This window comes from Flavobacterium bizetiae (assembly GCF_024271895.1).
GTDB classification, from domain to species: Bacteria; Bacteroidota; Bacteroidia; order Flavobacteriales; family Flavobacteriaceae; genus Flavobacterium; species Flavobacterium bizetiae.
Genome location: NZ_CP091861.1, coordinates 5,406,430 through 5,429,411 on the forward strand (window position 1 = coordinate 5,406,430; position 22,982 = coordinate 5,429,411).

The 22,982-nt window shown below is 35.4% G+C and carries 14 protein-coding genes; 3 read left to right on the forward strand and 11 right to left on the reverse strand.

The window, feature by feature from the left end; translation table 11 throughout:
* Window positions 1-2: 2 nt before the first annotated feature.
* Complete coding sequence (locus L0669_RS22160) at window positions 3-1,124, reverse strand: efflux RND transporter periplasmic adaptor subunit (RefSeq protein WP_263760012.1); 1,122 nt, start codon at window positions 1,122-1,124, stop codon at window positions 3-5.
* Window positions 1,125-1,127: 3 nt separating this feature from the next.
* Window positions 1,128-1,625, reverse strand: a complete 498-nt coding sequence (locus L0669_RS22165) for a DUF2480 family protein (RefSeq protein ID WP_263760013.1) — start codon at window positions 1,623-1,625, stop codon at window positions 1,128-1,130.
* Between the two features lie 426 nt (window positions 1,626-2,051).
* Between L0669_RS22165 and L0669_RS22170 the strand changes: the two genes are divergently transcribed.
* Window positions 2,052-2,663 (forward strand): helix-turn-helix transcriptional regulator, encoded by a 612-nt coding sequence (locus L0669_RS22170; RefSeq protein WP_263760014.1) that lies wholly within the window; start codon window positions 2,052-2,054, stop codon window positions 2,661-2,663.
* Window positions 2,664-2,771: 108 nt separating this feature from the next.
* Here the strand turns inward: L0669_RS22170 and L0669_RS22175 are convergent, their stop codons facing one another.
* From L0669_RS22175 to L0669_RS22215, 9 genes are all read right to left on the reverse strand, one after another.
* Window positions 2,772-4,190 (reverse strand): TolC family protein, encoded by a 1,419-nt coding sequence (locus tag L0669_RS22175; protein WP_263760015.1) that lies wholly within the window; start codon window positions 4,188-4,190, stop codon window positions 2,772-2,774.
* Window positions 4,171-5,526, reverse strand: a complete 1,356-nt coding sequence (locus tag L0669_RS22180) for an HlyD family secretion protein (RefSeq protein ID WP_263760016.1) — start codon at window positions 5,524-5,526, stop codon at window positions 4,171-4,173. The genes L0669_RS22175 and L0669_RS22180 overlap by 20 nt, the downstream gene beginning before the upstream one ends.
* Window positions 5,527-5,528: 2 nt before the next feature.
* A complete protein-coding gene (locus L0669_RS22185) occupies window positions 5,529-7,184 on the reverse strand; it encodes a peptidase domain-containing ABC transporter (protein WP_173969552.1) in 1,656 nt (551 codons plus the stop codon).
* 107 nt (window positions 7,185-7,291) lie between these two features.
* Entirely contained in the window at window positions 7,292-7,627 is a 336-nt protein-coding gene (locus L0669_RS22190) for a hypothetical protein (protein ID WP_263760017.1), read from the reverse strand.
* A gap of 440 nt (window positions 7,628-8,067) precedes the next feature.
* Window positions 8,068-9,891: an alkaline phosphatase gene (locus L0669_RS22195; protein ID WP_263760018.1), complete on the reverse strand. Its 1,824-nt coding sequence runs from the start codon at window positions 9,889-9,891 to the stop codon at window positions 8,068-8,070.
* Between the two features lie 614 nt (window positions 9,892-10,505).
* Complete coding sequence (locus L0669_RS22200) at window positions 10,506-12,041, reverse strand: RagB/SusD family nutrient uptake outer membrane protein (protein WP_173969555.1); 1,536 nt, start codon at window positions 12,039-12,041, stop codon at window positions 10,506-10,508.
* A gap of 19 nt (window positions 12,042-12,060) precedes the next feature.
* The gene (locus L0669_RS22205; protein ID WP_263760019.1) at window positions 12,061-15,450 is read right to left on the reverse strand and encodes a SusC/RagA family TonB-linked outer membrane protein; all 3,390 of its coding nucleotides are present in this window, start codon (window positions 15,448-15,450) and stop codon (window positions 12,061-12,063) included.
* Window positions 15,451-15,678: 228 nt separating this feature from the next.
* Complete coding sequence (locus tag L0669_RS22210; protein WP_263760020.1) at window positions 15,679-16,599, reverse strand: FecR family protein; 921 nt, start codon at window positions 16,597-16,599, stop codon at window positions 15,679-15,681.
* Window positions 16,600-16,709: 110 nt separating this feature from the next.
* A complete protein-coding gene (locus tag L0669_RS22215) occupies window positions 16,710-17,270 on the reverse strand; it encodes an RNA polymerase sigma-70 factor (RefSeq protein ID WP_263760021.1) in 561 nt (186 codons plus the stop codon).
* Window positions 17,271-17,793: 523 nt separating this feature from the next.
* Between L0669_RS22215 and L0669_RS22220 the strand changes: the two genes are divergently transcribed.
* On the forward strand, window positions 17,794-19,026 hold the full coding sequence (locus tag L0669_RS22220; protein ID WP_263760022.1) for an ROK family transcriptional regulator: 1,233 nt from the start codon (window positions 17,794-17,796) through the stop codon (window positions 19,024-19,026).
* Between the two features lie 519 nt (window positions 19,027-19,545).
* On the forward strand, window positions 19,546-22,980 hold the full coding sequence (locus L0669_RS22225) for a SusC/RagA family TonB-linked outer membrane protein (RefSeq protein ID WP_263760023.1): 3,435 nt from the start codon (window positions 19,546-19,548) through the stop codon (window positions 22,978-22,980).
* Window positions 22,981-22,982 lie beyond the last annotated feature (2 nt).

Here is a 22,982-nt window from a genome sequence, read left to right on the forward strand (position 1 = left end):
TTTTATTTTTTTGAGGAAGAAATCGCTGCAATTTTTACTCCGTCTCTTAAATTTCCTATTCCTTCTGTCACGATAATATCTCCCGCTTTTACTCCTTCGGTAATGAGATAGTCTTTTTCGGTTGCTGTGTTTCTTATTTTTATTTCGGTGTTGTGCACGACGTTTTGTGCATCTACGGTAAAAACAAAAAAACGTCCCTGCAATTCGAAGACTGCTTTTTTAGGAACCAGAATTGCGGCTGCAAACTGTGTTGGAATAACAATTGTAGCACTTGCTCCGCTCCAAAGTTTACCTTCAGGATTTGGAAAAATGGCTTTAAAATTGGCTGATCCTGTACCTGCATTTAAAACTCCGCTCAACGTTTGAATTTTTCCTTTTGATAAATAAGTATTTCCATCGGCGGTAACGAGAGAAACATCGGGCATATTTTTTAATTTATCTTTTAATTGATTGCCTGAAAACTGATCTAAAAAGGAATTTAATTGTTGCTGACTTAAAGAGAAATAGGCAAAAATATTTTTGGTATTGGCAACTGTTGTTAAAGGATCAGGTGCCGAACTGCTGACCAAACTTCCTATTTTAAACGGCAAACTTCCCACTACTCCATTAATTGGACTTACAATATTGGTAAAGGCAAGTTTTGATTTTGCCGAAGATAAATCAGCATTTGCCTGACTTAACTCGGCTCTTTTTACACGTTCTGTATTTTTGGCTGAGGTTAATTCGTAGTTGTTTATAATTTTCTTTTCTGCTAAAGCAGCGGTTCTTTTGGTCTGAATAACGGCTGTTTCCAAACTGGCTTCGGCGGCGAGAACTGCTGCTTTTTTGTTGTTTACTTCCTGTAAATAACTATTGGCATCGATTTTAAACAACGCTTGTCCTTTGGCTACAGCCGAACCTTCCTCAACATAAACCTGCTCTATATATCCGTCTACTTTTGAGCGTATTTCTACGGTTTGCTCACCTTCTAAAATGGTGGGATATTCTACCGAAACATCGGCTTTTTGAGTCTTTAGCGTAAGCGTAGGATAGGATACCGGAGTTTCTGCTTGTTCTGTTTTTTTAGTCTCGCACGAAACTATCAAAAGTGTTCCTGCAAAGAGGATTGCTATTATTTTTTTCATTGTTTATTTTCTTTTATAAATCATTAAAGGAGAACCTGCTTCTCCCCACATTAGGGTTTGTACATATTTAGTTAACTGGCTTGTGGCCAAAACAAGGATTTCTTCGGGTATGGAGGAATTGGCTTTAAGCACTACTTTTTGATTGATGAATGCCGAAAATGCTATTCTTCTTATTCTTTCTGTCCACAAAAGATTGATATAATTTCCAGTTGCAGCATACACTACTATTGCTCCATGTGGCGCTAGTAATGAACTGATTAACACATAAGCCCAAAGGGGAACGATGGCATCATTTGAACAAAGAATTACGACATCTTTTCCTGTAAACTGAGTCCAGTCTATAGCGCTCATGGCTGAACGGAAGGCTTTTTCCTGTAATAGAAAATCGTCTATAAGAAAGGGCACGATATCGAATTTTATAACATCATTTTCATCGGGTTTGTAGAATCGTAAATCGAGTGTTTGTATGCCTGAGGCTTCTATTTTATTTATTATTTCCATAGTTGGATGATTAAAAAATTGAGGTATTTACTGCATTTTATTTTGTTGAATGGGGCTAATTTTTAGGCATAGGTATCCCCGGCCCAACCTGAATACTATTTTTTGTAGCGGGTTGAGTATGTTTTAATATTTAGCTAAAGTTTTGAGATTTTTAAAATCTACTGTAGAGAGGATGTCTTATTTATAGGTTTTCATCAATACATTCCAATACGGAACAATATTAACAGGTAAAGTCATCCTATCGTATAAGTTAAGGGGAGGTGATCGTAATTCTGGTACCATAATCTACAATTTGCATTAATAAATTCTGTAACTCGCAAGTTTGATTGCTTTTACGGCAATAATATCTCGCAATGGGCTTTGATAAGAAGGACAAAATTAATAATTTTGCATAATAAAACAACTAAATACTTGTTTTATTAATTTATGACTACAAATAAGATTTTAATGTTGCTCAAAATGCGAGGTTCTCTTACGGCTCTCGAGATTGCGCATGAGCTTAAAATAACGAAGGAAGGCGTTAGACAACAACTGGTTAAGCTTGTCGAGGAAGAACTTATTCATCCGCTGGAAGAATCTAAAGGTGTGGGAAGACCGCAAAAAACATTTAGTCTTACAGCCAATGGAAATGCGAAATTTCCGGATACGCATGCTGAATTGACTTTAAAACTAATTAACATTATTAGCTCGATGGGCAAAAACACCCTGGATGATGTTATTAATGTTTATGAAGAAGTAGGGAAAAAGAAGTATCATGAAGAAATTGACACGATCGACAATTTAGAACAAAAGATAGAAAAACTTGTCGAAATAAGAACTCGTGAAGGTTATATGGCCGAATATTCTAAGAATGACGATGGTTATCTTTTAGTAGAAAACCACTGCCCTATTTGTGCCGCTGCAACAATTTGTCAGGGCTTTTGCTCGTCTGAATTAAACACATTCCGGTCTGTGTTAGGAAACGAAGTAAACATAAATCGCATTAGTCATATTATTGCCGGAGAAAGAAGATGTGCGTATCAGATTACGGCAAATTAATCTGATTTTAGATATAGAACATTAAATAGAAAAAGCCTGTAAAACACTAATTTTACAGGCTTTTTCAGTCAACAATTAAATATAATTAAATTCTAAGATAATACAAGATTAATCTGGGTTTGCCAGGATTTTATACAACTCGGCATTCGAAATATAATACTGATTTTCGATGCTAATCTGTGATAGTTTTGCACTTACCAGATTGTTTTCTCTCGAATTGATCAGGAATATGGAGCTTTCGCCAAAGGAAAACAATTTCTCCTCTGAGTTAAGCATGGTCACGTAATCTTTGACCAGATTATCAATAACGTTTTTTTGTCTTTTTAAGGAAGCAATTTCTGTTTGCTGCGCTTTTATTTTATTCTTTAATTCTAATCTTTGCTGATCGATATCAAACTTTAAATCCTGAATTTTAAGTTTGGCAAGTTTAAGTCCTCCTCTTTCTTTTCGTAAAAAAATCGGAATACTAAAATCAATATTGAACTTATAATCATCGGCATTAAAAGAATTAAAATAAGACGGTTCTGAAATATAATTATACCCCACATTCAGCTTTGGCAATAATGAATTTGCTTTGAGTTGTCTGTTGATTTCGAGCATCGACATTTTAGTTTCCAGCGCCTGAATTTTAGGATGTGCCTCAAATGTTTCTGAGTTGACCATCATCGTTGAGGTTTTTAATGTTTCTTCTAATGTCTGAATTAAATTCTGTTCCGGTTTGACATTATCTTCTAATTCAACGGGTACATTTTCGATCCATAAATAATTAGAAAGATTAAGTTTGGCTTTGGCCAGTTTCAGGTTTCCGTTTTCTACATTCAGTTCCCTGTTTCTTACCGTAATTCCGGCTTCGACACTATCTATTGCTGGCGAATCGCCCAATTCTATCAATTTTTTTACGCCATTAAAACGTGTACTGGCAAAACCGAGATAACTTTTATAAAGTTCGGCTTCGTTGTAACTTTTTCTCCATTCAAAATAAGCTTCACTGGCTTTGTACAAAACTTCGATGGCTCGCAGTTTTCGCTGTGCATCGCTTAGTTTCAACTGCAATTTTCCTTCGCGTACATCTGCCATTCTCTGGTTGATGAACATTCCCTGTCCTAAAGCTACGCTGATTCCCAGAGAGGTTAATCCGGCTTCAGGCGTACGATTTTGCGGATTGTAATATTGTCCGTCTGTTTCGTCAAAACCGGCTTTAATTTCGACACCATACCAGGTTGGAATTTTAAAACTGCTGTTTAATAATGAATAATATTCGGTTCCTTTAAATTCTTTTTTATTGTAATCTACTTCAATTTTCGGATCAAATCCTCCACGGGCCACCATAAGCATTGCCTGAGCGCTGCTTACTTCAAGATTGGCTTGTTTTACCAATGGATGGTATTTTTTTACGTATCCTAAAAACTCGCTATAACTTAATTCTTCTTTATTAAAATCCTGACTATAGCCTTTTACGATGCTTAATAAGAATAAAAAAGAAAACAATTTTATAACGGTTCTCATCTTATTTCTTCTCCTTTCCATTTGTTGCTTTTTCATCTGTCTTATAATAATTTGGAGGAAAACCATTCAGGTTACGCCATATTTCGTACCATACCGATACGGTTTCTAACAGGGCTATACTTTGTGCACCGGCACCTATGCTGAGTTCTTTTGGCCATTTTTCTTCTTTGTTTCCATCGGGAGCAATTAGTACTCTGTATTTCCCGTTAGGACTTATAAAATTTTCGATGGCTACAATTTTACCTCCAAAAGTTCCGTAAGACAATCCCGGCCATCCTGAAAATACGATTCTTGGCCATCCGTCAAACCAAACACGTACATCTGCACCGCGATGCACCAACGGAAGATCGATAGGATCTACATAAGTTTCTACTGCTATGTCATAAGTGGCAGGCATAATGCTTACAATTGGCGTTCCTTCTTTTATAGTTTCGCCAAGCCCCGTTAATAAAGCACGGTTTACATAACCGCTTTGAGGTGCTGTGATGTAGTACATTCCGTTTCTTATGCTGTAATTGGCATATTGATTCTCTAACTTATTGACCTGAGCTTCTGTATCATATTGTGTACTTAAAGCGGTAAACTTATCACTTCTTGATTTCGAAATTTTCTCAGAATACTCCGCTTTGATTCTATTGATCTCGACTTTAGCATTTATCAATTCATTTTTACTGCTCAAAAATTTATTTTGCTGTGTAATAATATAAGCTTCGGATTCCTGCAATTTTAATCGTTTTTGCTCGACATCGGTCATTGGTTTTAGGCCTTCTTTGTTAAGTGCAGTAGAACGATTAAATTGTGTTTGGGCGATTCTTAATTGTGTTTTTACAGCTTCAAGATCCATACTGTCGCTTTTAATTTTCAGCTGGGCTTGTTTTATTTTATTTTGTGCTTGTTGTAATTTTAATTCTCTTTCGGCATTCAGCGAGGTCGCCTGATCGTTAAGGGAGGTTACTTTGTCGCCATAAGATTCTACAGCCAATTTTTTAGCATCGACCTGTTCTTTGGTATTCCCCACTAAATTGGGATCTAAGTAATCTTCTTTAGTCTCTGAAATAAAAAGAATTGTATCTCCTTTTTTTACAAAATCACCTTCTTTTACAAACCATTTTTCTACCCTTCCGGCAATAGCGTTATGCACGGTTTGTGGCCTTTGATCCGGTTTTAAAGTTGTTACAGATCCGCTTCCTGAAATATTTTGTGTCCAGGGCAGGAATAAGCAGGCAACGCCAAACAATAAAAATCCTACAATGACTCTGTTTAAAATTTTATAATGAGGTCTGCGGGCAACGCTGGTTATCGAAGCGTATTTTCCCGGAGTAATAAGTACATGATTATCTTTAGATATATTGAGCATGATTAAAGCTTTATGTCGTTAATAATTTTTCCGTCATCGATCGTGATCATACGGTCGCATTTGTTCATCCAGATATCATTTTTAGAAGTCAGGATAACCGTCCAGTTATGTTCATCAGAAAGTAAAAAATCAACAATTTTACCTGAAGTCATTTCGTCCATTTTATCAACGGGATCTTCGAGGAATAATATATTCGGTTTGTTTACAATGCTTCGTGCCAAAAGAATTTTTTGAACATCTGAAGCCGAAAGCTCACGTCCGCCCGGATGAATCTGATTTTCAAGTCCGTTAGGAAAAGTTTTAATGTACGGCGTAAGGCAAACATTGTCTAAAGCCCATTTTAGTTCATCATTATCAATAGTTTCGTTTCCAAAAAGAATATTTTCTCTGATGGTTCCGGCAAAAAGCGTATCACCTTGCAAAAATGTACCTGCTTGCGCTCTGTATGTATTTTCGTCGAGACGATTCATATAATTGTCCGTGATGTACATTGTACCGCTTTCTGGTTCCAGTAAACCTGAAAGTAAGCGTAACAGCGTACTTTTTCCGGCTCCGTTTGGTCCTCTTAAAATAATTTTTTCGCCCTGAGATATTTTCAGGTTAATGTTTTTAAGGGATTTTTTGTTGTGATCGGGATAATTGTAAGCAACACTTTCGGTTTCGATATTAATACCGGTATCGTTTACGGCTGAGGTTTGCGGAATACCTGAAATCTCCATATCTGTAACCTGACCAATTTTTTCTACAGAAGTCAATACATCATAAAAAGATTCTAATCCAAAAATTATTTTTTCTACCGAATTGATCAGCAATACGATCACAATTTCAGCTGCCACAAACTGCCCGATATTCATTTGATGGTGAATTACCAGAAAACCACCAATAGACAAAAGGGCAGCCGTAACAATAACTTTAAAAATAGTGAGCTGAATGTATTGTTTTTTCATTACCTGAAAATGCTTCTCACGATAGTTGATGTATTGGCTCACATAACCGTCGTTTCTGTTTAATGCATATTCGAAACCGCCTTTTCTTCTAAAACTTTCACGATTGCGTGCAATTTCCTGGATCCAGGCTGCTACTTTATACTTAAACTTAGATTCGTTCAGACTTGTTTCTAAACCGTCTTTGTACGAAAACTTAAAAATCACATAAAGGATAACGATAAATAAAAGTCCGATTACGGTAAAAAAGGAATGGTACAAAACCAGCAATATGATACCAAAACCTACTTGCAAAAAGGCAGCACAAAAATCCAGCAGCAGTTTTGCGGTTCCTTTTTGAACCATAAGCGTATCAAAAAAGCGGTTGGCTTTTTCTGGCGCGTACTCAGAATACATTTCTTTGAACTTAATTAAAGGCATTCTGTAAGCGAATTCAAATGAGGTGCGTACAAAAATTCTTTGTTGCAGATTCTCCACAATTCGAAGTTGTAAAATGATTAGTACTCCGCCAAAACCAACTCCAACGGTTACTAAAAATACCAATACTACCCACGAAACACTTAGTTGTCCGCTTTGAATAAAATTAATGATGGCCTGAATTCCTAAAGGCAGGGAAAGATTTACGAGACCCGCAAAAGCGGCGTAAAATATAATTTGATATACGTCGCGCTTATCAAGTGCCAGTAAATTATAAAAACGTTTTAATGGTGTCATGAATTTATATATAAATACAAGATTAATAGATAGAAAATTATGTACGATAAATACCGTATTAAGGATGCTAGATTTTCATTTAAATCTACAAAAAAAAAGTGAAATATTTACACAATCATCTCAGGAGGAGGCAAATAAATCTTGCCATGAAATGCAAATAAAAAGACGGGGTTGTCTGTATAATTTTTTGCTTTTGATGCGATCTGCAAATATAATCCCGGTAAAAAAGCGTCGAACGGAACCAGATATTCTAATAAAACAATTCCTTTTGCCAGTTTAGCGGTTTTAGTATCTTTTGTTTCATAGTCATCTAATTCTTCCGCAATTCTGTCGCATTTAAATATTTTTTTCAAGAAATTGCAGGTAATCCCTTTTACAGAATCTACCTCGGTATTATTATTTATGATCTGGCTGAAACTACTGGATATATTAATGCTGCTCATTAAAAAATAGCCAATTAGCAACGCCTGAAGGCATTTACACAAAAAACTATTTTTAATTTTATTCAACATCTATTAAAATACTATTACAAAAAAGAACTCTTGATCTCCATTTTTTTCTCTTGAAAACCAGTTCAGATTCAAGGTTCTTTTTCTAAAAAAACAATAATCGCGCAATTTAAATCTAAATTTTCGCTGCCACATTAGAGGAACATTAGAATTTCAAGACACTCAAACAAAACACTAATTATCAGTTATTTAAAAAACGTAGAATCTTTTATTTATTTGCTTTTTTTCGAAAACTTACTTTTTTATAAAAAAAAAGATACAAGATTTAAACTCCAATTTTCATGTAAAACCTGCGTTGTACAATGATTTCTAAATGCAAAAACCGCTTTTTTCAACAATAGGAAAAAGCGGTTTTTACCAGAAAATGATATCTTTTATTTTTTAGATAAAACTTCCATAATCTTAGTATAGATTTCGGTATTTTGGTAAACACCCGTAAAACTTTGCGCTCCCGGACCATAAGCAAAAACCGGAACCGGAACGGCTGTATGATCGTTGGTACTAAAACTTCCGTGTACGTAACCTTTTTCTATACTTCCGTCGATTAACGAAAGTCCACCCGTTTCGTGATCTGCGGTAACGATCAAAAGGGTTTCCGGATTTTTATCTACAAATTCCATGGCTTGTCCTACCACTTTGTCAAAATCAAGCATTTCGCGAACCACATATTCTACATTATTTTGGTGTCCGCCATAATCGATTTGTGCACCTTCGGCCATGATAAAAAACGGATTTTTAGTTTTGGTAAAAGTTGAGGTGGCTTTCGCTAAAGATTTCGTTAGAAAATCTCCTCTTCCGTTTTTCATAGAAACCACCGAAGCATCATCCAAAACAATAAATTTGAAGTTTTTGATCGTATCAAGTGAACTGAATTTATCCGAAAAAGTATAACCTTTTTGCATTAAAACTTTCGACAAGTCTTTACCATCCTTTCTCGTTGTAAATTCTTTTGTTCCACCCCCAATTAAAATATCTGATGGATTTGATAAAAAGTCTTCGGCAATAGGTTCGCTGTAACTTCTCTCCGGCTGCTGTGCATAAAAACAGGCTGGCGTAGCATCGGTAATATTTCCGGCAGAAATTATGGCCGTTTTAAAGTTTCTTTTTGCTAATTGCTGTGTGATCAATTCCAGAGGTTTTCCGCTTTCGTCAACACTTATAAAACGATTATTGGTTTTATGTCCCGTTGCCATTGCTGTTGCTCCTGCAGCCGAATCGGTAATATAACTGTCTGACGATTTAGTAATCGAAAGTCCTTGTGTTGGAATATTAAACAAACTCAACTGACCTTTGTTTGCGGTGTAACCCGAATAAATTTGCGTTAATCCCATTCCGTCACCAATTAAAAGAATAACGTTTTTAGGTTGTTTTTTAGAAAATGTCAATCCGTTTCTGGGAACGTATGCCTGATGAAATTCCGTATTTTGATAAAAAGTCGATTTGATATTATTGATGAAATGCGTTAATTCCGGTACATTATCGGTACCAATAAAATCAACTTTTAAATTCATCAATGTCATCCAGGTATTTACATTATCCTGCGTAGCCCAAAAACGTACTTTTTTGTTCTGATCGTGTACTTTTTTTATGATGGCCTGCACTTTTTCGGCGTCAGCCTGAGTCATTACACCTTTACCATTCCAGATGGTGATTTGTTTTAAATCCTCGCTAATCATTTCGACGCGCGATAATTGTTCCGGAGTATAATTTTCGTTTAATCTTCCGTCAAAATAAATAAAGTCCGGATAGTCTTTCCAGTTTGTTGGCGAAGGTCTGTTTCCTGAAATGACCACTTTTATATTTTTATTCGAAATTAAATCAGGATATGTTTTTAATTGTTGCGCAATTAATTTTAAAGTCGGCTCAGCTTCTGTTTTGATATCGATCATTAAAATTAAAGGTTTATTACTTGGGTAAGCTTTTCCTCCTAAAGATTTTAATTTATTAGAAAGCGGATCCAGATACTGGCTTTTAAGTGTATTCTGAGGTGTAATTTCTTTTGAAGTATGCGCCACAAAAAGTTCATTATTTACAATAAAAACATCGGCTTCGATAACACCGGTTTCGTTAGAATACGCTTCGTAAAAAGGAAGTTTACTCGCATAATCATTGTGCGAATGAATGTTAGATGAACTGTATTCCTGTGCTTGCGCAAACAAGAAAAACTGGAGGCAAAAAAGGGTGATTATTTTTTTCATTGGAAAAATTGGGTTTGTTTATTTTCTAAAGTTGTAGGTGACTTATCTCATTTTTGTCATTTCGAGGAACGAGAAATCTCACTAGAAATTCCGCAAAAAATGTCGATAATCTTTGTCGAATTCCGAGTGCGATTTCTCCCTTCGGTCGAAATGACAAGATTGTGCGTAATTCCAATCTTTGTAGAATTTCTCGCGAAGATTTCTCCTTCGTCGAAATGACAATATTGGGGTTATTTTTCATATTATTAAAGCTCCAGCGGAGCGACATATTTATAGCAATTATTACGTTCTCTCACATTAAGCTCCAGCGGAGCGATATATATGTCACCCCGATGGGCTTTTTTTATCTTAAAATTGAATTGCTATAGATATATCGTCCCGCTGGGACTTACTTTAATTACTCGTTTAAATTGTTTACCAACGATTAAAAATCATTTTAATCTTATTATCCCGATAGCTATCGGGAGTGGCTAAAACAATCAAACAAACCAGCCTTTTCCTAAAAAAAGACTGGTTTATTATTATATAAAATTCATTTGTTTTTTTCTTACCACTGCAAGCTCCGACAAGCTTGCAGAGTAGAAAAAACTAAACAAACAAAATGAAACTACAAACTACCAACCTTTATTTTGCGTAAGCGCTCCTTTGCTCACTGCGATTTCATCCGGTGGTATTGGCCAAACGTGGTGAATTGCAGGATTAAAATTACGGGCAGGATAGATTACGGTTCCGTTATAATGGTGTAATGGTTTTGCGTAAGTTGCCTGAGCATCGCCCCAACGCACTAAATCGAAATGACGGTCTGTCCATTCTCCGGCCAATTCGCAACGTCTTTCTCTTTTTAAATCGGTTAATGTTGCTCCTGCAAGATTTCCTAAACCTGCACGACGACGGATCATATTAATTTCGGTATCAGCATTCAGGCCTTTCATTAATTTGGCTTCTGCCAACATCAAAATCACATCGGCATAACGTAAAAGAGGCACGTTTAAAGCTGTCGAAGGTTTGTCTCCATTCGCATTTACATAACGAATGTCGATTCCGCCAGAAGTTGTTTTAGGGTAACCAAACGGCTCCATATATTTATTAAACTGATATCCGGTTCTGTTACTAGAACTTACCTGATATTTCCCTTCGTTGAAAGTTACTAACTCACCAAAATACATGAATTTATCTCCTTTTTGTAAAATTGTAGCGCTACGTCTTTTATCTGCCGGATCATAAGTATCGAACAATTCTTTGGTAGGATAAAAATTTCCCCAACCGTTGTAAACTCCCCAACCTTTATCCTCTAAACAAACTCCGGGGAAAATAGAACCTAAAGAAGTATTTTCGGCACTTGAAGTTACAGACCAGATATATTCTGTAGACCAGTTATTTTTAATTTTAAATACATCTTCAAAATTGTCTAATAACTTATGTTTTCCGCTGTTTACGATCATATTGGCATATTTAATCGCATTGTCCCAATCTTTTGCATACAAATATGTACGCACTAAATATCCCCATGCAGCTGTTTTATGAGCACGTCCGTAATTGTCTGGCGTAAGCTCATTAAAATAAGGCAATAAATCTGCTGCTTTAACTAAATCTGCTGCGATATAGGCGTAGTTTTCAGCTACGTTTTTAGCTCTTGGCACGTAAACATTCGTAGGGTCATCACGATCCTGAATTGGAATTCCGGCGCGATCATCACCATAATGGTAAGCCAATTCTAAGTGCATTACAGCATGATTAAAATAAGCCTCACCCAACATCATATTTTTAGTTTTATCATCTAAATTAATCTTTGGGATATTGCGAATTACGTCGTTGCAACGTTTCATAATTTCGTAGTGAATTCTCCAGATATCTTTGGTATCAGATTCGGCACCATCAACAATAAAATTCTTGATACGTTCTGCATTTTGTCTTGGTTTTGTACCAATATCGTCACTCGCATTATTCAGCCAGAAAAAACCACGACCGTACATATTATCATCAGAATATAAAGCATAAATAGCGTTTACTCCTGCTTTTGCATCTGCCGGAGTTTTCCAGAAATTGGCGCTTGAAGGTGCTCCTTGCGGAATCAAATCAAGTTCGCTTTCGCAAGCTGTAGTACTTAATAAAAGCACAAAACTCAATACTAAAAGACTTAAATTTTTCATTTTATTTGTTTTATATTTTTTAAAAAGTTGCGTTTACACCTGTCATATAAATACGGGAAAGAGGATATTTCCCTAAGTCCATACCAAAGTTTTTAAGCCCAACTTCCGGATCCATTCCTGAATAATTTGTGATTGTAAAAAGGTTTTGTCCTGAGATAAAAAATCTAAGTTTCGCCTTTCCGTGCAGCCATTGGTCATTTACTGTATATCCTATAGAAAGGTTTCTTAATCTTACGAAAGAAGCATCTTCGATATAAAAATCAGAGATTCTACCAAAGTTATTGTTGTTATCTGTTGCCGAAAGTACCGGAATACTAGTATTGGTATTCGTTGGCGACCAGGCATTTTTAGACTCTGCCAATAAATTATATCCAGGGAAAGAACCGTTTAAACCCGTATGTTTTACAGCATTAAAAACACTATTTCCGGCTGCTCCGCTAAAAAAGATATTCATGTCGAAACCTTTGTATCTAAAGTTCGTGTTTAAACTAAAAGTCGTTTTAGGAAAAGGATTTCCAAGTACTACTCTATCGTTGTTATTGATCACTCCGTCTCCGTTTACATCTTTAAATTTAATATCTCCCGCAACTGCATTTGGCTGATATACTTCGCCTTTTGCATTTACATACGCTTTTGCTTCAGCATTACTCTGAAATAATCCGTCTGTAGAATATCCGTAAAAAGCACCAACCGGACTTCCTACCTGATAGATATTCGCCAATGGTAAACTACGAACTCTGCCTAAATTTAAAGGTTCAAGCGAAGTCAAATCGTCTTTGATCGAAACAATTTTATTACTCAAAAATGCGGCATTTGCTGTAATATCAAATTTAAAATCTCCGCGTGTTTTTTGGTACATCAAACTCAATTCAAGACCTTTGTTTTCTACATCTCCAGAGTTTACAATTCTGCCTTTTGGAGTTCCTGAAACACCCGGAAGCTGATCACGAACCAACATGTCTTTGTTTGTTTTTACGTAAGCATCTACAGATCCTGATAAAGCATTATTGAATAAGCTAAAGTCTAATCCTAAATTGGTTTGCTCAGAGCTTTCCCATCTTAAATTTGGGTTTGATAATTCGCTTTCTGAATATCCGTAATTAATTGTTGGAGTTGATCCTACTAAAGCTTGTGTCTGGTTTAACGGTACACTAAATTGGTATGGCCCAAGGTTTCCTAAGTTTCCTATTTGTCCCCAGCTTCCGCGTAATTTTAAGTTGCTGATGATTGGGTTAATGCCTTTCATGAATCCTTCTTCAGAAATTAACCAACCTGCAGAAACAGATGGATACACTTTCCAACGATTTGCTGAAGTTAATTTTGAAGTTCCGTCACGACGTACAATTCCTGAAATCAAATACTTTTGGTTAAAGTCGTAATTCAGCCTTCCTACGTACGAAGAGATAATTTCTTCGGCCATACCAGCTTCTATTTGCTGAACCAGTTTCGCGTTTAGCAAATAACGTTGTGATGCATCTTCGCTGTCAAAACCTGTTCCCTGTACCGTATAAAAATCTCTTTTGGTTTGTTGATAGGTATATCCTGCCAAAGCTTTGAAGTTATGCTTGCCTAATGATTTTTCATAAGAAACCGTTTGCTCACTTAACAAATCTGTTGTTGTTGAGTTGGTTAAAGTCAATCTGTTGAAATCGAATATTTTTCCCGGTTCTGTAATTTTAGTAGCAAAATCAGTCGCGTTGTTTTGTATTCTGGTATAACCCCAGTTTGATTTTATTTTTAAACCATCGATAATTTCCCATTCAGCATACGGATTAATTAAAACCGTCGAAACAGGATTTCTGTTGTCTAATCTTTTTAAATAGGCCACCGGATTAATTACGTCTCCGTAAGAACCAATGTATTTTTCAGGAACTCCACCAAATTGTCCTGAACCGTCTTCTCTGTAAATAGTAGCATTGGGCGGATAAAAAATCGCTGCCAAAATTGCTCCTGTATATCCACTTGTAGTATTGGCCGCCTGACCATCAGTTAAGGAATAAGAAAAATTTTCTCCAAAGGTAAAATTAGGCGCCAGTTTAAAAGAAGAGTTCGCTCTTGCCGTATATCTTGTTCCGTAAGTATTCAATAAAATACCTTCGTTTTTTCTATAACTTCCTGATAAAAAGAAATTCGATTTCTCTGTTTTTCCGTTTACAGAAATCGATAAATCCTGTATTTCGCCTGTACGGAAAATTTCATCCATCCAGTTTGTTTTTGTTGTTCTTGCCGTTGGTTCAAAAGCAGGATCAAAAGCAGGAATTCTTGGCATTCCGGCATTATCTCTCGCCGTGTTCATCGCATCAGCATATCCAGCTGCATCCAGAACATCGAGTTTTTTAGCTACGCTCTGAAAACCTCCCTGATAATTTACATTCACATTGATATGGTCTGAAATTCCTTTTTTAGACGTAATTAAAATTACACCCCCAGAAGCTCTCGCACCATAAATTGCTGCCGAAGCCGCATCTTTTAGCACACTAATCGAAGCAATATCATTTGGGTTTAATGTATTTAAAGATCCGCTGTAGATGATTCCGTCAAGAACGATAAGAGGCGTTTCAGCATTCAAAGAACCAATACCACGAATGTTGATTGTTGGCTCAGCCGTAGGATCTCCACCATTGTTAATTACCGTAACACCCGCCACAGTACCCTGCAATAATTCGGCTGCACTATTATACGTTCTGCTCGAAGATTCTTTCATAGAAACAGTTCCAACAGCTCCTAAAACTTCGTTCTTTTTTACAGAACCATATCCCATAACTACCACTTCCTGTAGTTGTTTCATATCGGCCACTAACTTAACGCTTATGTTTTTATCTGAGCTTGTTACTTTTACTTCTTGCGTAACGTAACCTACATAAGAAAAAACAAGTATCGCCTGAGACGAATTGATTTCCATCTTGAAAGTTCCGTCAAAATCTGTTGTTGCTGTTGCATCAGAATCTTTGTCCCTAATACCAACACCAGGCAAAGGCATTCCGTCATCTCCGCCAAAAACAGTTCCTGAAAGGCTTATTTTTCCCTGATCAGCATCGGCCACTTTTTGATTTTTTTTGATGACAATATTATTGCTTACAATCTCATATTTAAGGAAAAAATTGCTGCAAATTTTATCTAATGCTTGTTCTAATGTTACGTTATTCAGTTTTAAACTAATCTTTTGATTGGTATTTACCTGATTCGTTTCGTACATAAAGTGTACATCTGCTTGTTTTTCGATTTTCTGAAAAACACTTTTTATACTTTCATTGTCTACTTTTAAGGTTACTCGCTTGCTGATGTTAACGTTTGCTGCTTTTATGCTGAAGCCAATAAAAAATAAGGCGACAAACAAAAGTGCTTTTGTTACTACCGATTTTTTAATGCTCTGACAGTTTACGACGTACCGCATTTGTTTTTTAGTCATGTTTTTGGAGTTTTAATTTGTGTTTGGATTACTGCTTGGTTTCTACGTAGATGATTGATTCGTTTTAAATGCTATAATTTGCATTTCTATATTTTTTTTATGCTTTGATTCTAATCTGATTTTCAAATTAATCTCTGTATTTTTTTCACGCAGATTTAGCAGATCGAGCAGATTTTTAATTTTTAATTCTCATTTTTTAATTCTTTTTATTCTCTTTTAAAGGTTTTTTTATTGAATGATATAAGTTCCTGCTTCGATTTTATAATTGGCATTGATAATATTGCACACTAAAGCCACAACCTGATTAACAGGTAATTCTTTAAAATAAGCGCTGATTTTTAGATTGTTGAGGTTCTTGTTTTCGATCTGAATAGCTACATTATAATTACGATTGATTGTAGCGATAACTTCCGGTAACGGAGCGTCTTCAAAAACAATGATATTTTTTCGCCATAGCGAAATAGAATTCATCGGAATATCTGTAAATGCCTGTAGCTTATTATTTTTCGATTTAAAAACTACTTTTTGTCCCGGAGTTACATACACATTTTCATCTGTAACGGTCGATTTTACATTTACTCTTCCGGTTAAAACCGAAACTTCTTGTGTAACATGATCCGGATAAGCCTGAACATTAAAACTGGTTCCTAATACTTTCGTGTCCATTTTATCGGTATGAATAATAAAAGGATGTTCTTTGTCTTTCGCCACATCAAAAAAAGCTTCACCGGTAAGGTATACTTCACGTGTTCCTCCTTTAAATTTTATGGGATATTTTAAATGACTTCCGGCATTCAGCCAAATTTGAGTTCCGTCGCTTAAGGTTATTTTTGCGCGTTCGCCTAATTTAGTAGCATATTCTTTAGAAACTGTTTTTGTAAATGACAGGTAAAAAAAACAGGATAAACCCATTAAAAAGATCAAAGAAGCTGCCATAGCCCAATTTCGAGGAAAAAGAAAAATAACCGAATTTGTTTTTTTAATTTGTCTGATTTCTTTTTTCAATTTCGAATGATCAGATTGTATCAGTAAAGCAGGATCTAAAATTTCTTCGGGATGATCGTACCAGTTATTCCATAATTCTTCTCCTTTTTCAGATGGCTTTCCTTCTAAAAAAAGTTGTATATCTTGATGTAATTTTTCAGGCATTATAATTTGTTTATCTCTTTAATAGTATGTCTCGGGATTGTTCTTTTTAGGTAGGCGCTTAAGGTTACGCTTTTGTTAAGAAAAGAAAACCGCATCTTAATTCAGGTCTCCTAATAATTGAACTCGCCCAAATAGTTTCGCATAAATTTTAGCGCATAAGCAATATGATACTTTACGGTTTCGTGCGAGACATTTAGCTCTTCGGCTATTTCTTTGTTTGAATAATGTTTGATCCGACTTAGAATAAAAACTTCTTTGGATTTTTTAGGCAGCAATAAAGTCGCTTTATCTACCGCTTCCTGAAGTTCTTCGTAATAAATAGAGTCTTCGGTGGCATTGGTACTGTTATGATCGTTGCTGCTTCTGTCTGAGACTTCTTTTATATATTGATCGGTAATCTTGTGGGATTTGATATAATCTAAGGTTACATATCGAACGGAGGTATAGATATAAGCCGAGAATTTCTTTTGGATCACCAAAGTCTTTCGGCGTTCCCAAATGGTGGTGAAAACTTCCTGAACAATTTCTTCAGATACGGGAACAGATTTCATTCTCATATAAACAAAGCGAACCAACAGATCCCGATACCGAAAATACAATTCATCAAACGCTTTATCCTTTCCTTGTTTCAATAATTCAACAAGCTGTTCATCTGTAAATCCTTTATACATGATGCATTTCTTTTGGATTATTTAGCCAATGAACGGTGGTTATTAAAACCCGAATTTCGATTCTGTTTTTGCGATGTATTCTTAATTTAAAAAATGACATATACTACAAGTGTGTTGTTTATAATATGTCTCCAAAATTAGAAATGAGGGTAGGTCTGCAAGGTTACGTTTACATTAATAAAAACGTCCCATTATAAAACATTGTATTAACATTTCGTCTCTGATATGTTATGAACCAGACATTTGTATGATATCGCTGAACAAAAAGTATTTTTAGCTGTTTTTAATCTCTTGAGATAAAAGAAAAAACTATCTTTTTTGATTCTTTTATAAAAATTGGGAAGCAGTCAAAAAATAATGAATTAATATCATCTTCCCTAAAAATGATCTTTTCTATTTTAATTTAATGAGTTCCTTTTAAAATATAATCCACATTAAAAAAATATTTTAATAATTAGTTCGAATTCTTATAATTATTTAAAAATTATAGTAAGTTTGTAAGAGACACGTAATTATAGAAGCGATGAGTTTAAAAGATTTATTAGACAATAGTAAAGATAAAAGTCTTTCAGGCCAAAAGTGGCATATGCTAAGACAATCTATAACGAAACGTTTGCTTTCCGGCGGTAACTCTACAATCGCTGAGTTAAGTACTGAATTACAATCTAGTGTTCCCACGGTAACCAAAGCGGTAAATGAATTATTGACTGAAGGTTACGTTATCGACATGGGGAAAATCACCAATAGCGGCGGACGAAGACCTTCCTTATATAGTATTAACCCAACTTGTGCTTATTTTTTGGGTGTTGAGGTAGGCATCAGCAGCATGTCTATTGGGTTACAAAACATCAAAAACGAACTGGTTAGCGTAGAATTAGGTACTTCTTTCATCTTAGAAAATACACAGAAATCATTATTAAAGTTTTGCGAATTAATCAATTCATTTATCGAAGACAGTTCTGTAGATAAAAAATTAATTGTAGGCGTTTGCATCAACTTTTCTGGCCGAATCAATTCGATGGAAGGTTTTAGTTATAACTATTTCTTTAGTGAAAACAGGCCTTTAAACGAAATCATTTCAGAACAATTAGATCTTCCTGTTCATTTAGAAAACGATACACGCGCAATGGCTTTTGGCGAATATTGCGAAGGTGTGGTAGACGACGAACAGAATATCATTTTTGTCAATTATAGCTGGGGAGTCGCCATTGGAATGATTACAGACGGCAAACTATATTACGGAAAATCAGGATATTCAGGAGAATTTGGTCATAGTACCATTTTTAATAATGATATCATGTGCCAATGTGGAAAACTAGGTTGTCTGGAAACCGAAATTTCAGGCTGGTCGTTAATCAACCAATTTAAAGAAGCCGTAAAAGAGGGAAAACAATCTAAAGTTACCCTTGACGAAAGTTCCTCTACACTACAACATAATGCCATAATTGCCGGAGCCGTAAATCTCGAAGATACACTTTGTGTTGATCTGGTGACGCAACAAAGCGAAAAAATGGGACGTTATTTATCTATTTTATTAAATATCTTCAACCCTGATCTACTGGTAATTGGCGGAGATTTCGCACAATTGGGTGACTATGCCTTACTTCCTATTCAATCTGCATTAAAAAAATATTCACTAGGTTTAGTAAACCGTGATATGAAGCTTAAAAAGTCTGCTTTAGGCCGTCGTGCGGGCGTTATTGGCGCTTGTTGCGTAATCAAAGAAAAGATGTTATTCCCGTTAATTAATAACTAAATTTTCCAACCCTTCCTTAATTATTAAAATATTTTAATAACTAATATTGTTATTTTAAAATATTTTATATCTTTACCTCATGATAATAAATTAATTTATCGTTAAAGTTCTGGTAACATTTATTCGCAATGTAAAATTTCATTGTTAAATGACCGACAAAATGACAAACTTATTTACAAATTACTTATAATAAGCAAAATTCATTTTAATCAGCACTTGGCTCAAATATTTATTAAATCGGGAATTCTAAAAAATAAAAAGGCAAACAGTAAAGGAGTAAAAAGAAATCCTCTCTAAAAAGAGTACAACAAAAAGAATACAAGTTTTATATATGAAGTAAAGATTAAAGATCAACTATAATATCAATTCAAACCATTGCATAAAATATTTGTTTTTAGTCATAAAAAAGCCAGCGAATGCTTGCAACATTGCTGGCTGGTTCCCTCGCAGGAACAATGACTTGAAAATTAATAAACAGACCTTTAACAAAGTTATTATTAACCAAACCATTACAAAAGTATGAAATTATTGCCTAAAAGTAAACCTATAAATTGTAGGTTTACTCCTAAACACGGAAAAGTTTTAAAACTAACCTCCACGTTGCTTTTAGTTTTTACAATGCAGTTAACCGCTGCGAAAACAGAAAAAAGTACTACACTAACCTATAAAAATCCCTCAAAAAATAAATTTGATCAAAAGAAAGTAACGGGTCAGGTTACGAACGAAAAAGGAGAAGCTTTGCCTGGTGTAAACATTGTGGCTAAAGGAACCAATTTTAGTGCTCAAACAGATTTTGACGGAAAATTTACGATCGATGTACCGGATAATGTAACAACATTAATCGTTTCTTATATAGGTCTTCAGGAACAAGAAGTAACGATTGGAACTTCTCCTCTTAATATTGTTCTTAAAGAAATAGGACAACAAATGAACGAGGTAATTGTAGTAGGATACGGTTCTCAAAACAGAAGAACTTTAAGTACTGCAGTTTCTAAACTGGACAAAAAAGTATTAGAAAATGTACCTTACTCAAACGTAACACAATCTTTGCAAGGAAACGTAACCGGTTTGGTGGTAAAAACATCTTCTGGTCAGCCCGGAAAAGCTTCAAACATCCTGGTTCGTGGAGGTACCTCTATCGATAATCCTGCCGGTGCTACTCCTTTATATATAGTAGATGGTGTTATTCGTACTCAAATTGATGATATTAACTCTCTTGATATTGCTTCGCTTCAGGTTTTAAAAGATGCTGCTGCAACCTCAATCTACGGAGCACGTGCTTCTAATGGTGTTATTATTATTACTACTAATACAGGTAAAGCCGGTAAAATGAAAGTTACTTATAGTGTTTCGACTCAAAGCAGCACAATTGGTAAAAAATATAATTTTATGGATGGCGGAGATTATATCAAATTTCAACGTCAGGGTCTTTATAATGCGGCAGAACTTGCCGGACTTTCTACTACAACAGGTATCGCAAGATTGGGTCAGTTAACGGGTGCAACTCCGGCTGGTACAGGAAATAACCTTCAAAACAATACTGCGTTTGCTACTTTATCAAAATCTAATTTATCAACTGAAACTATTAGTACGCTTCAGGCAAAAGGATGGCAGGAATTACAAGATCCTTTAAATCCTAATAGTACAATTATGTACAAAAGCACAGACTGGAACGATGTTTTGTTTCAGACTGCGATGACGCAAAGCCATACACTTGGTTTTAGCGGAGGTAATGATACCGGAGTTTTCGATTTAAGTTTAGGATATTTAAAAGGTGATGGTATTACCATATTTACAGGATACCAAAGGTTTACAAGTAAATTGAATGCTTCATTAAAAGTAGCCGACAATTTTACGATTAATGGTCGTATGTTATTTTCTAAAGCAAGCAACAATCAGGTCGTTGCCAATAGTGTTGTTTTCAACCGATATTTAGGAAACTCGCCAACTACAAAAATGTATTTAGAAGACGGAACATTAGCTCCGGGTCAAAATAACATTAACGGAAATCCTTTGTACCAAATGGGTAAAATGAAAGGAATCAACGAAAACAATAAACTACAAATGAGCGTTGATGGTGAATTAAGACTTGCCAAAGATTTTACCTTTACACCTTCGATGTCGCTTTACAGCGAAAACGAAAATGACAACACTTTTCAGCAGGCATTTTTAAGCGGAAGCAGTGGTTTGGTAGACAATACGCGTACAGCGACAAGATTAAGCAATCAAATTTCGCAAGTACAATACGAAGGTGTTTTTGCTTATAAAAAAGATTGGGAAAGCATTGGTAATTTTGATGCCAAATTGGGAGCATCGAAATACGATCGTACTATAAAATCGTTTAATGCATCAGGAAAAGGAAGCCCATCAGATTTGGCACAGACTTTAGACTCTTCTCCTATTCCGGTTTCGGTTTACAGCAACAATACAAAGTTGGTTTTAAATAGTATTTTCGGACGTTTAAATTACGATTACAAAAACCGATATTTTGCAACAGCATCTTTCCGTTATGATGGTTCATCAAGTTTAGGACCTGATAACAGATACGGTTTCTTCCCTGGAATTTCTGCGGGATGGAACATGCAGGAAGAAAAATTCTGGGCAGCAACAATGCCTAAATTCTTTTCATCACTTAAACTTAGAGGAAGTTATGGTGTAAATGGTAACTTAGGAACTTTAGGAGATTTTCAGGCTGGCGGATTGTATTCAGGATCAACAAATAGTATCGCCAACAGCTACAACGGACAATCGGCAATTATCAACTCACAAATTGCAAATCCGGGTTTAAAATGGGAACAATCTGAAACGGTAAATGGTGGTTTCGATTTAGGTTTTCACGAAGATAAAATCAGAATTATTGGGGATTTCTATAACAAATTGACTTCTGATTTATTAACAAATTTAACGCTTCCTTCTAATAGCGGTTTCTCGACAGTTTTAACCAATCTTGGAGGATTAAGAAGTAAAGGTTTCGAATTAGAAATTCAAGCTAATATCTACAATCAAAACGACTGGAAAATTAATGTTGGAGCAAACGTTTCTCACAATACTAACACAATCGAAAAACTTCCATCAAACGGAAATTTAAACAATAGAATTGGCGGAACTGAAATTTTCGATCAAAATAGTGGTACTTATCAATATGTTGGAGGTTTACAAGAAGGACAAAAAATTGGAAATTTCTACGCACACAAACAATTATACATTCTTTCTACTCAGGCAGAAGCAGATGCTTACAACTTAAAAGTTCGTGATACTTATGTAACCAAAACTGCTGTTGGAGGTGGAAATCCTGAAGGTAAAAAATTCGCAGGAGATGCTGTTTTTGAAGATACTGACAACAATGGTGTAATCGACAGCAGAGACAGAAAGTATATGGGTAATATGTTCCCAACATTTGTGGGAGGTTTCAATTTCGATGCTTCATACAAAGGATTCTCTTTAACAGTAAGAACAGATTACTCTTTAGGAGCTACAATTTACAACGAAGCAAGAGCACGTTTCTTAGGTCAGTTTCAGGGTAACTACGGATTATTGGCAGAAAGCGGGCAATCATGGCAAAAAGAAGGTGACATTACAGATGTACCTCGCTACCGTTGGGCAGATCAAACGAATCAAAATAACTTGTTTAGATCAGAAGCTAGTGGAGCTGCTTACAACACCAATATGTTTCAGGGAAATAGCCGTTACTACGAAAGCGGAGATTACTTATGCATTAGAGAAATTACCTTTAGCTATAATTTCCCAAAAGCATGGGTTGAAAAAGCTAAGTTAGCCTCACTTCGTATGTACGTAACCGGAAGTAACTTATACTACTTTACCAAATACAGCGGTTTGAGCCCGGAAGTACAAGGTATCGACGGAGGATCTAGTTTAGGATTATCTGCAGCAGGTTCAACAGGAACTTATCCTGTTCCCAGAAATATTATCCTTGGTTTAAATATCAGTTTGTAAAT

Bases quoted from the DNA above. Each gene is read 5' to 3' on its own strand.
- L0669_RS22195 (WP_263760018.1), bottom strand. From the start codon at position 9,891: ATGAAAAAAATAATCACCCTTTTTTGCCTCCAGTTTTTCTTGTTTGCG.
- L0669_RS22200 (WP_173969555.1), bottom strand. From the start codon at position 12,041: ATGAAAAATTTAAGTCTTTTAGTATTGAGTTTTGTGCTTTTATTAAGT.
- L0669_RS22215 (WP_263760021.1), bottom strand. From the start codon at position 17,270: ATGTATAAAGGATTTACAGATGAACAGCTTGTTGAATTATTGAAACAA.
- L0669_RS22160 (WP_263760012.1), bottom strand. From the start codon at position 1,124: ATGAAAAAAATAATAGCAATCCTCTTTGCAGGAACACTTTTGATAGTT.
- L0669_RS22210 (WP_263760020.1), bottom strand. From the start codon at position 16,599: ATGCCTGAAAAATTACATCAAGATATACAACTTTTTTTAGAAGGAAAG.
- L0669_RS22165 (WP_263760013.1), bottom strand. From the start codon at position 1,625: ATGGAAATAATAAATAAAATAGAAGCCTCAGGCATACAAACACTCGAT.
- L0669_RS22175 (WP_263760015.1), bottom strand. From the start codon at position 4,190: ATGGAAAGGAGAAGAAATAAGATGAGAACCGTTATAAAATTGTTTTCT.
- L0669_RS22190 (WP_263760017.1), bottom strand. From the start codon at position 7,627: ATGAGCAGCATTAATATATCCAGTAGTTTCAGCCAGATCATAAATAAT.
- L0669_RS22225 (WP_263760023.1), top strand. From the start codon at position 19,546: ATGAAATTATTGCCTAAAAGTAAACCTATAAATTGTAGGTTTACTCCT.
- L0669_RS22205 (WP_263760019.1), bottom strand. From the start codon at position 15,450: ATGACTAAAAAACAAATGCGGTACGTCGTAAACTGTCAGAGCATTAAA.
- L0669_RS22170 (WP_263760014.1), top strand. From the start codon at position 2,052: ATGACTACAAATAAGATTTTAATGTTGCTCAAAATGCGAGGTTCTCTT.
- L0669_RS22185 (WP_173969552.1), bottom strand. From the start codon at position 7,184: ATGACACCATTAAAACGTTTTTATAATTTACTGGCACTTGATAAGCGC.
- L0669_RS22220 (WP_263760022.1), top strand. From the start codon at position 17,794: ATGAGTTTAAAAGATTTATTAGACAATAGTAAAGATAAAAGTCTTTCA.
- L0669_RS22180 (WP_263760016.1), bottom strand. From the start codon at position 5,526: ATGCTCAATATATCTAAAGATAATCATGTACTTATTACTCCGGGAAAA.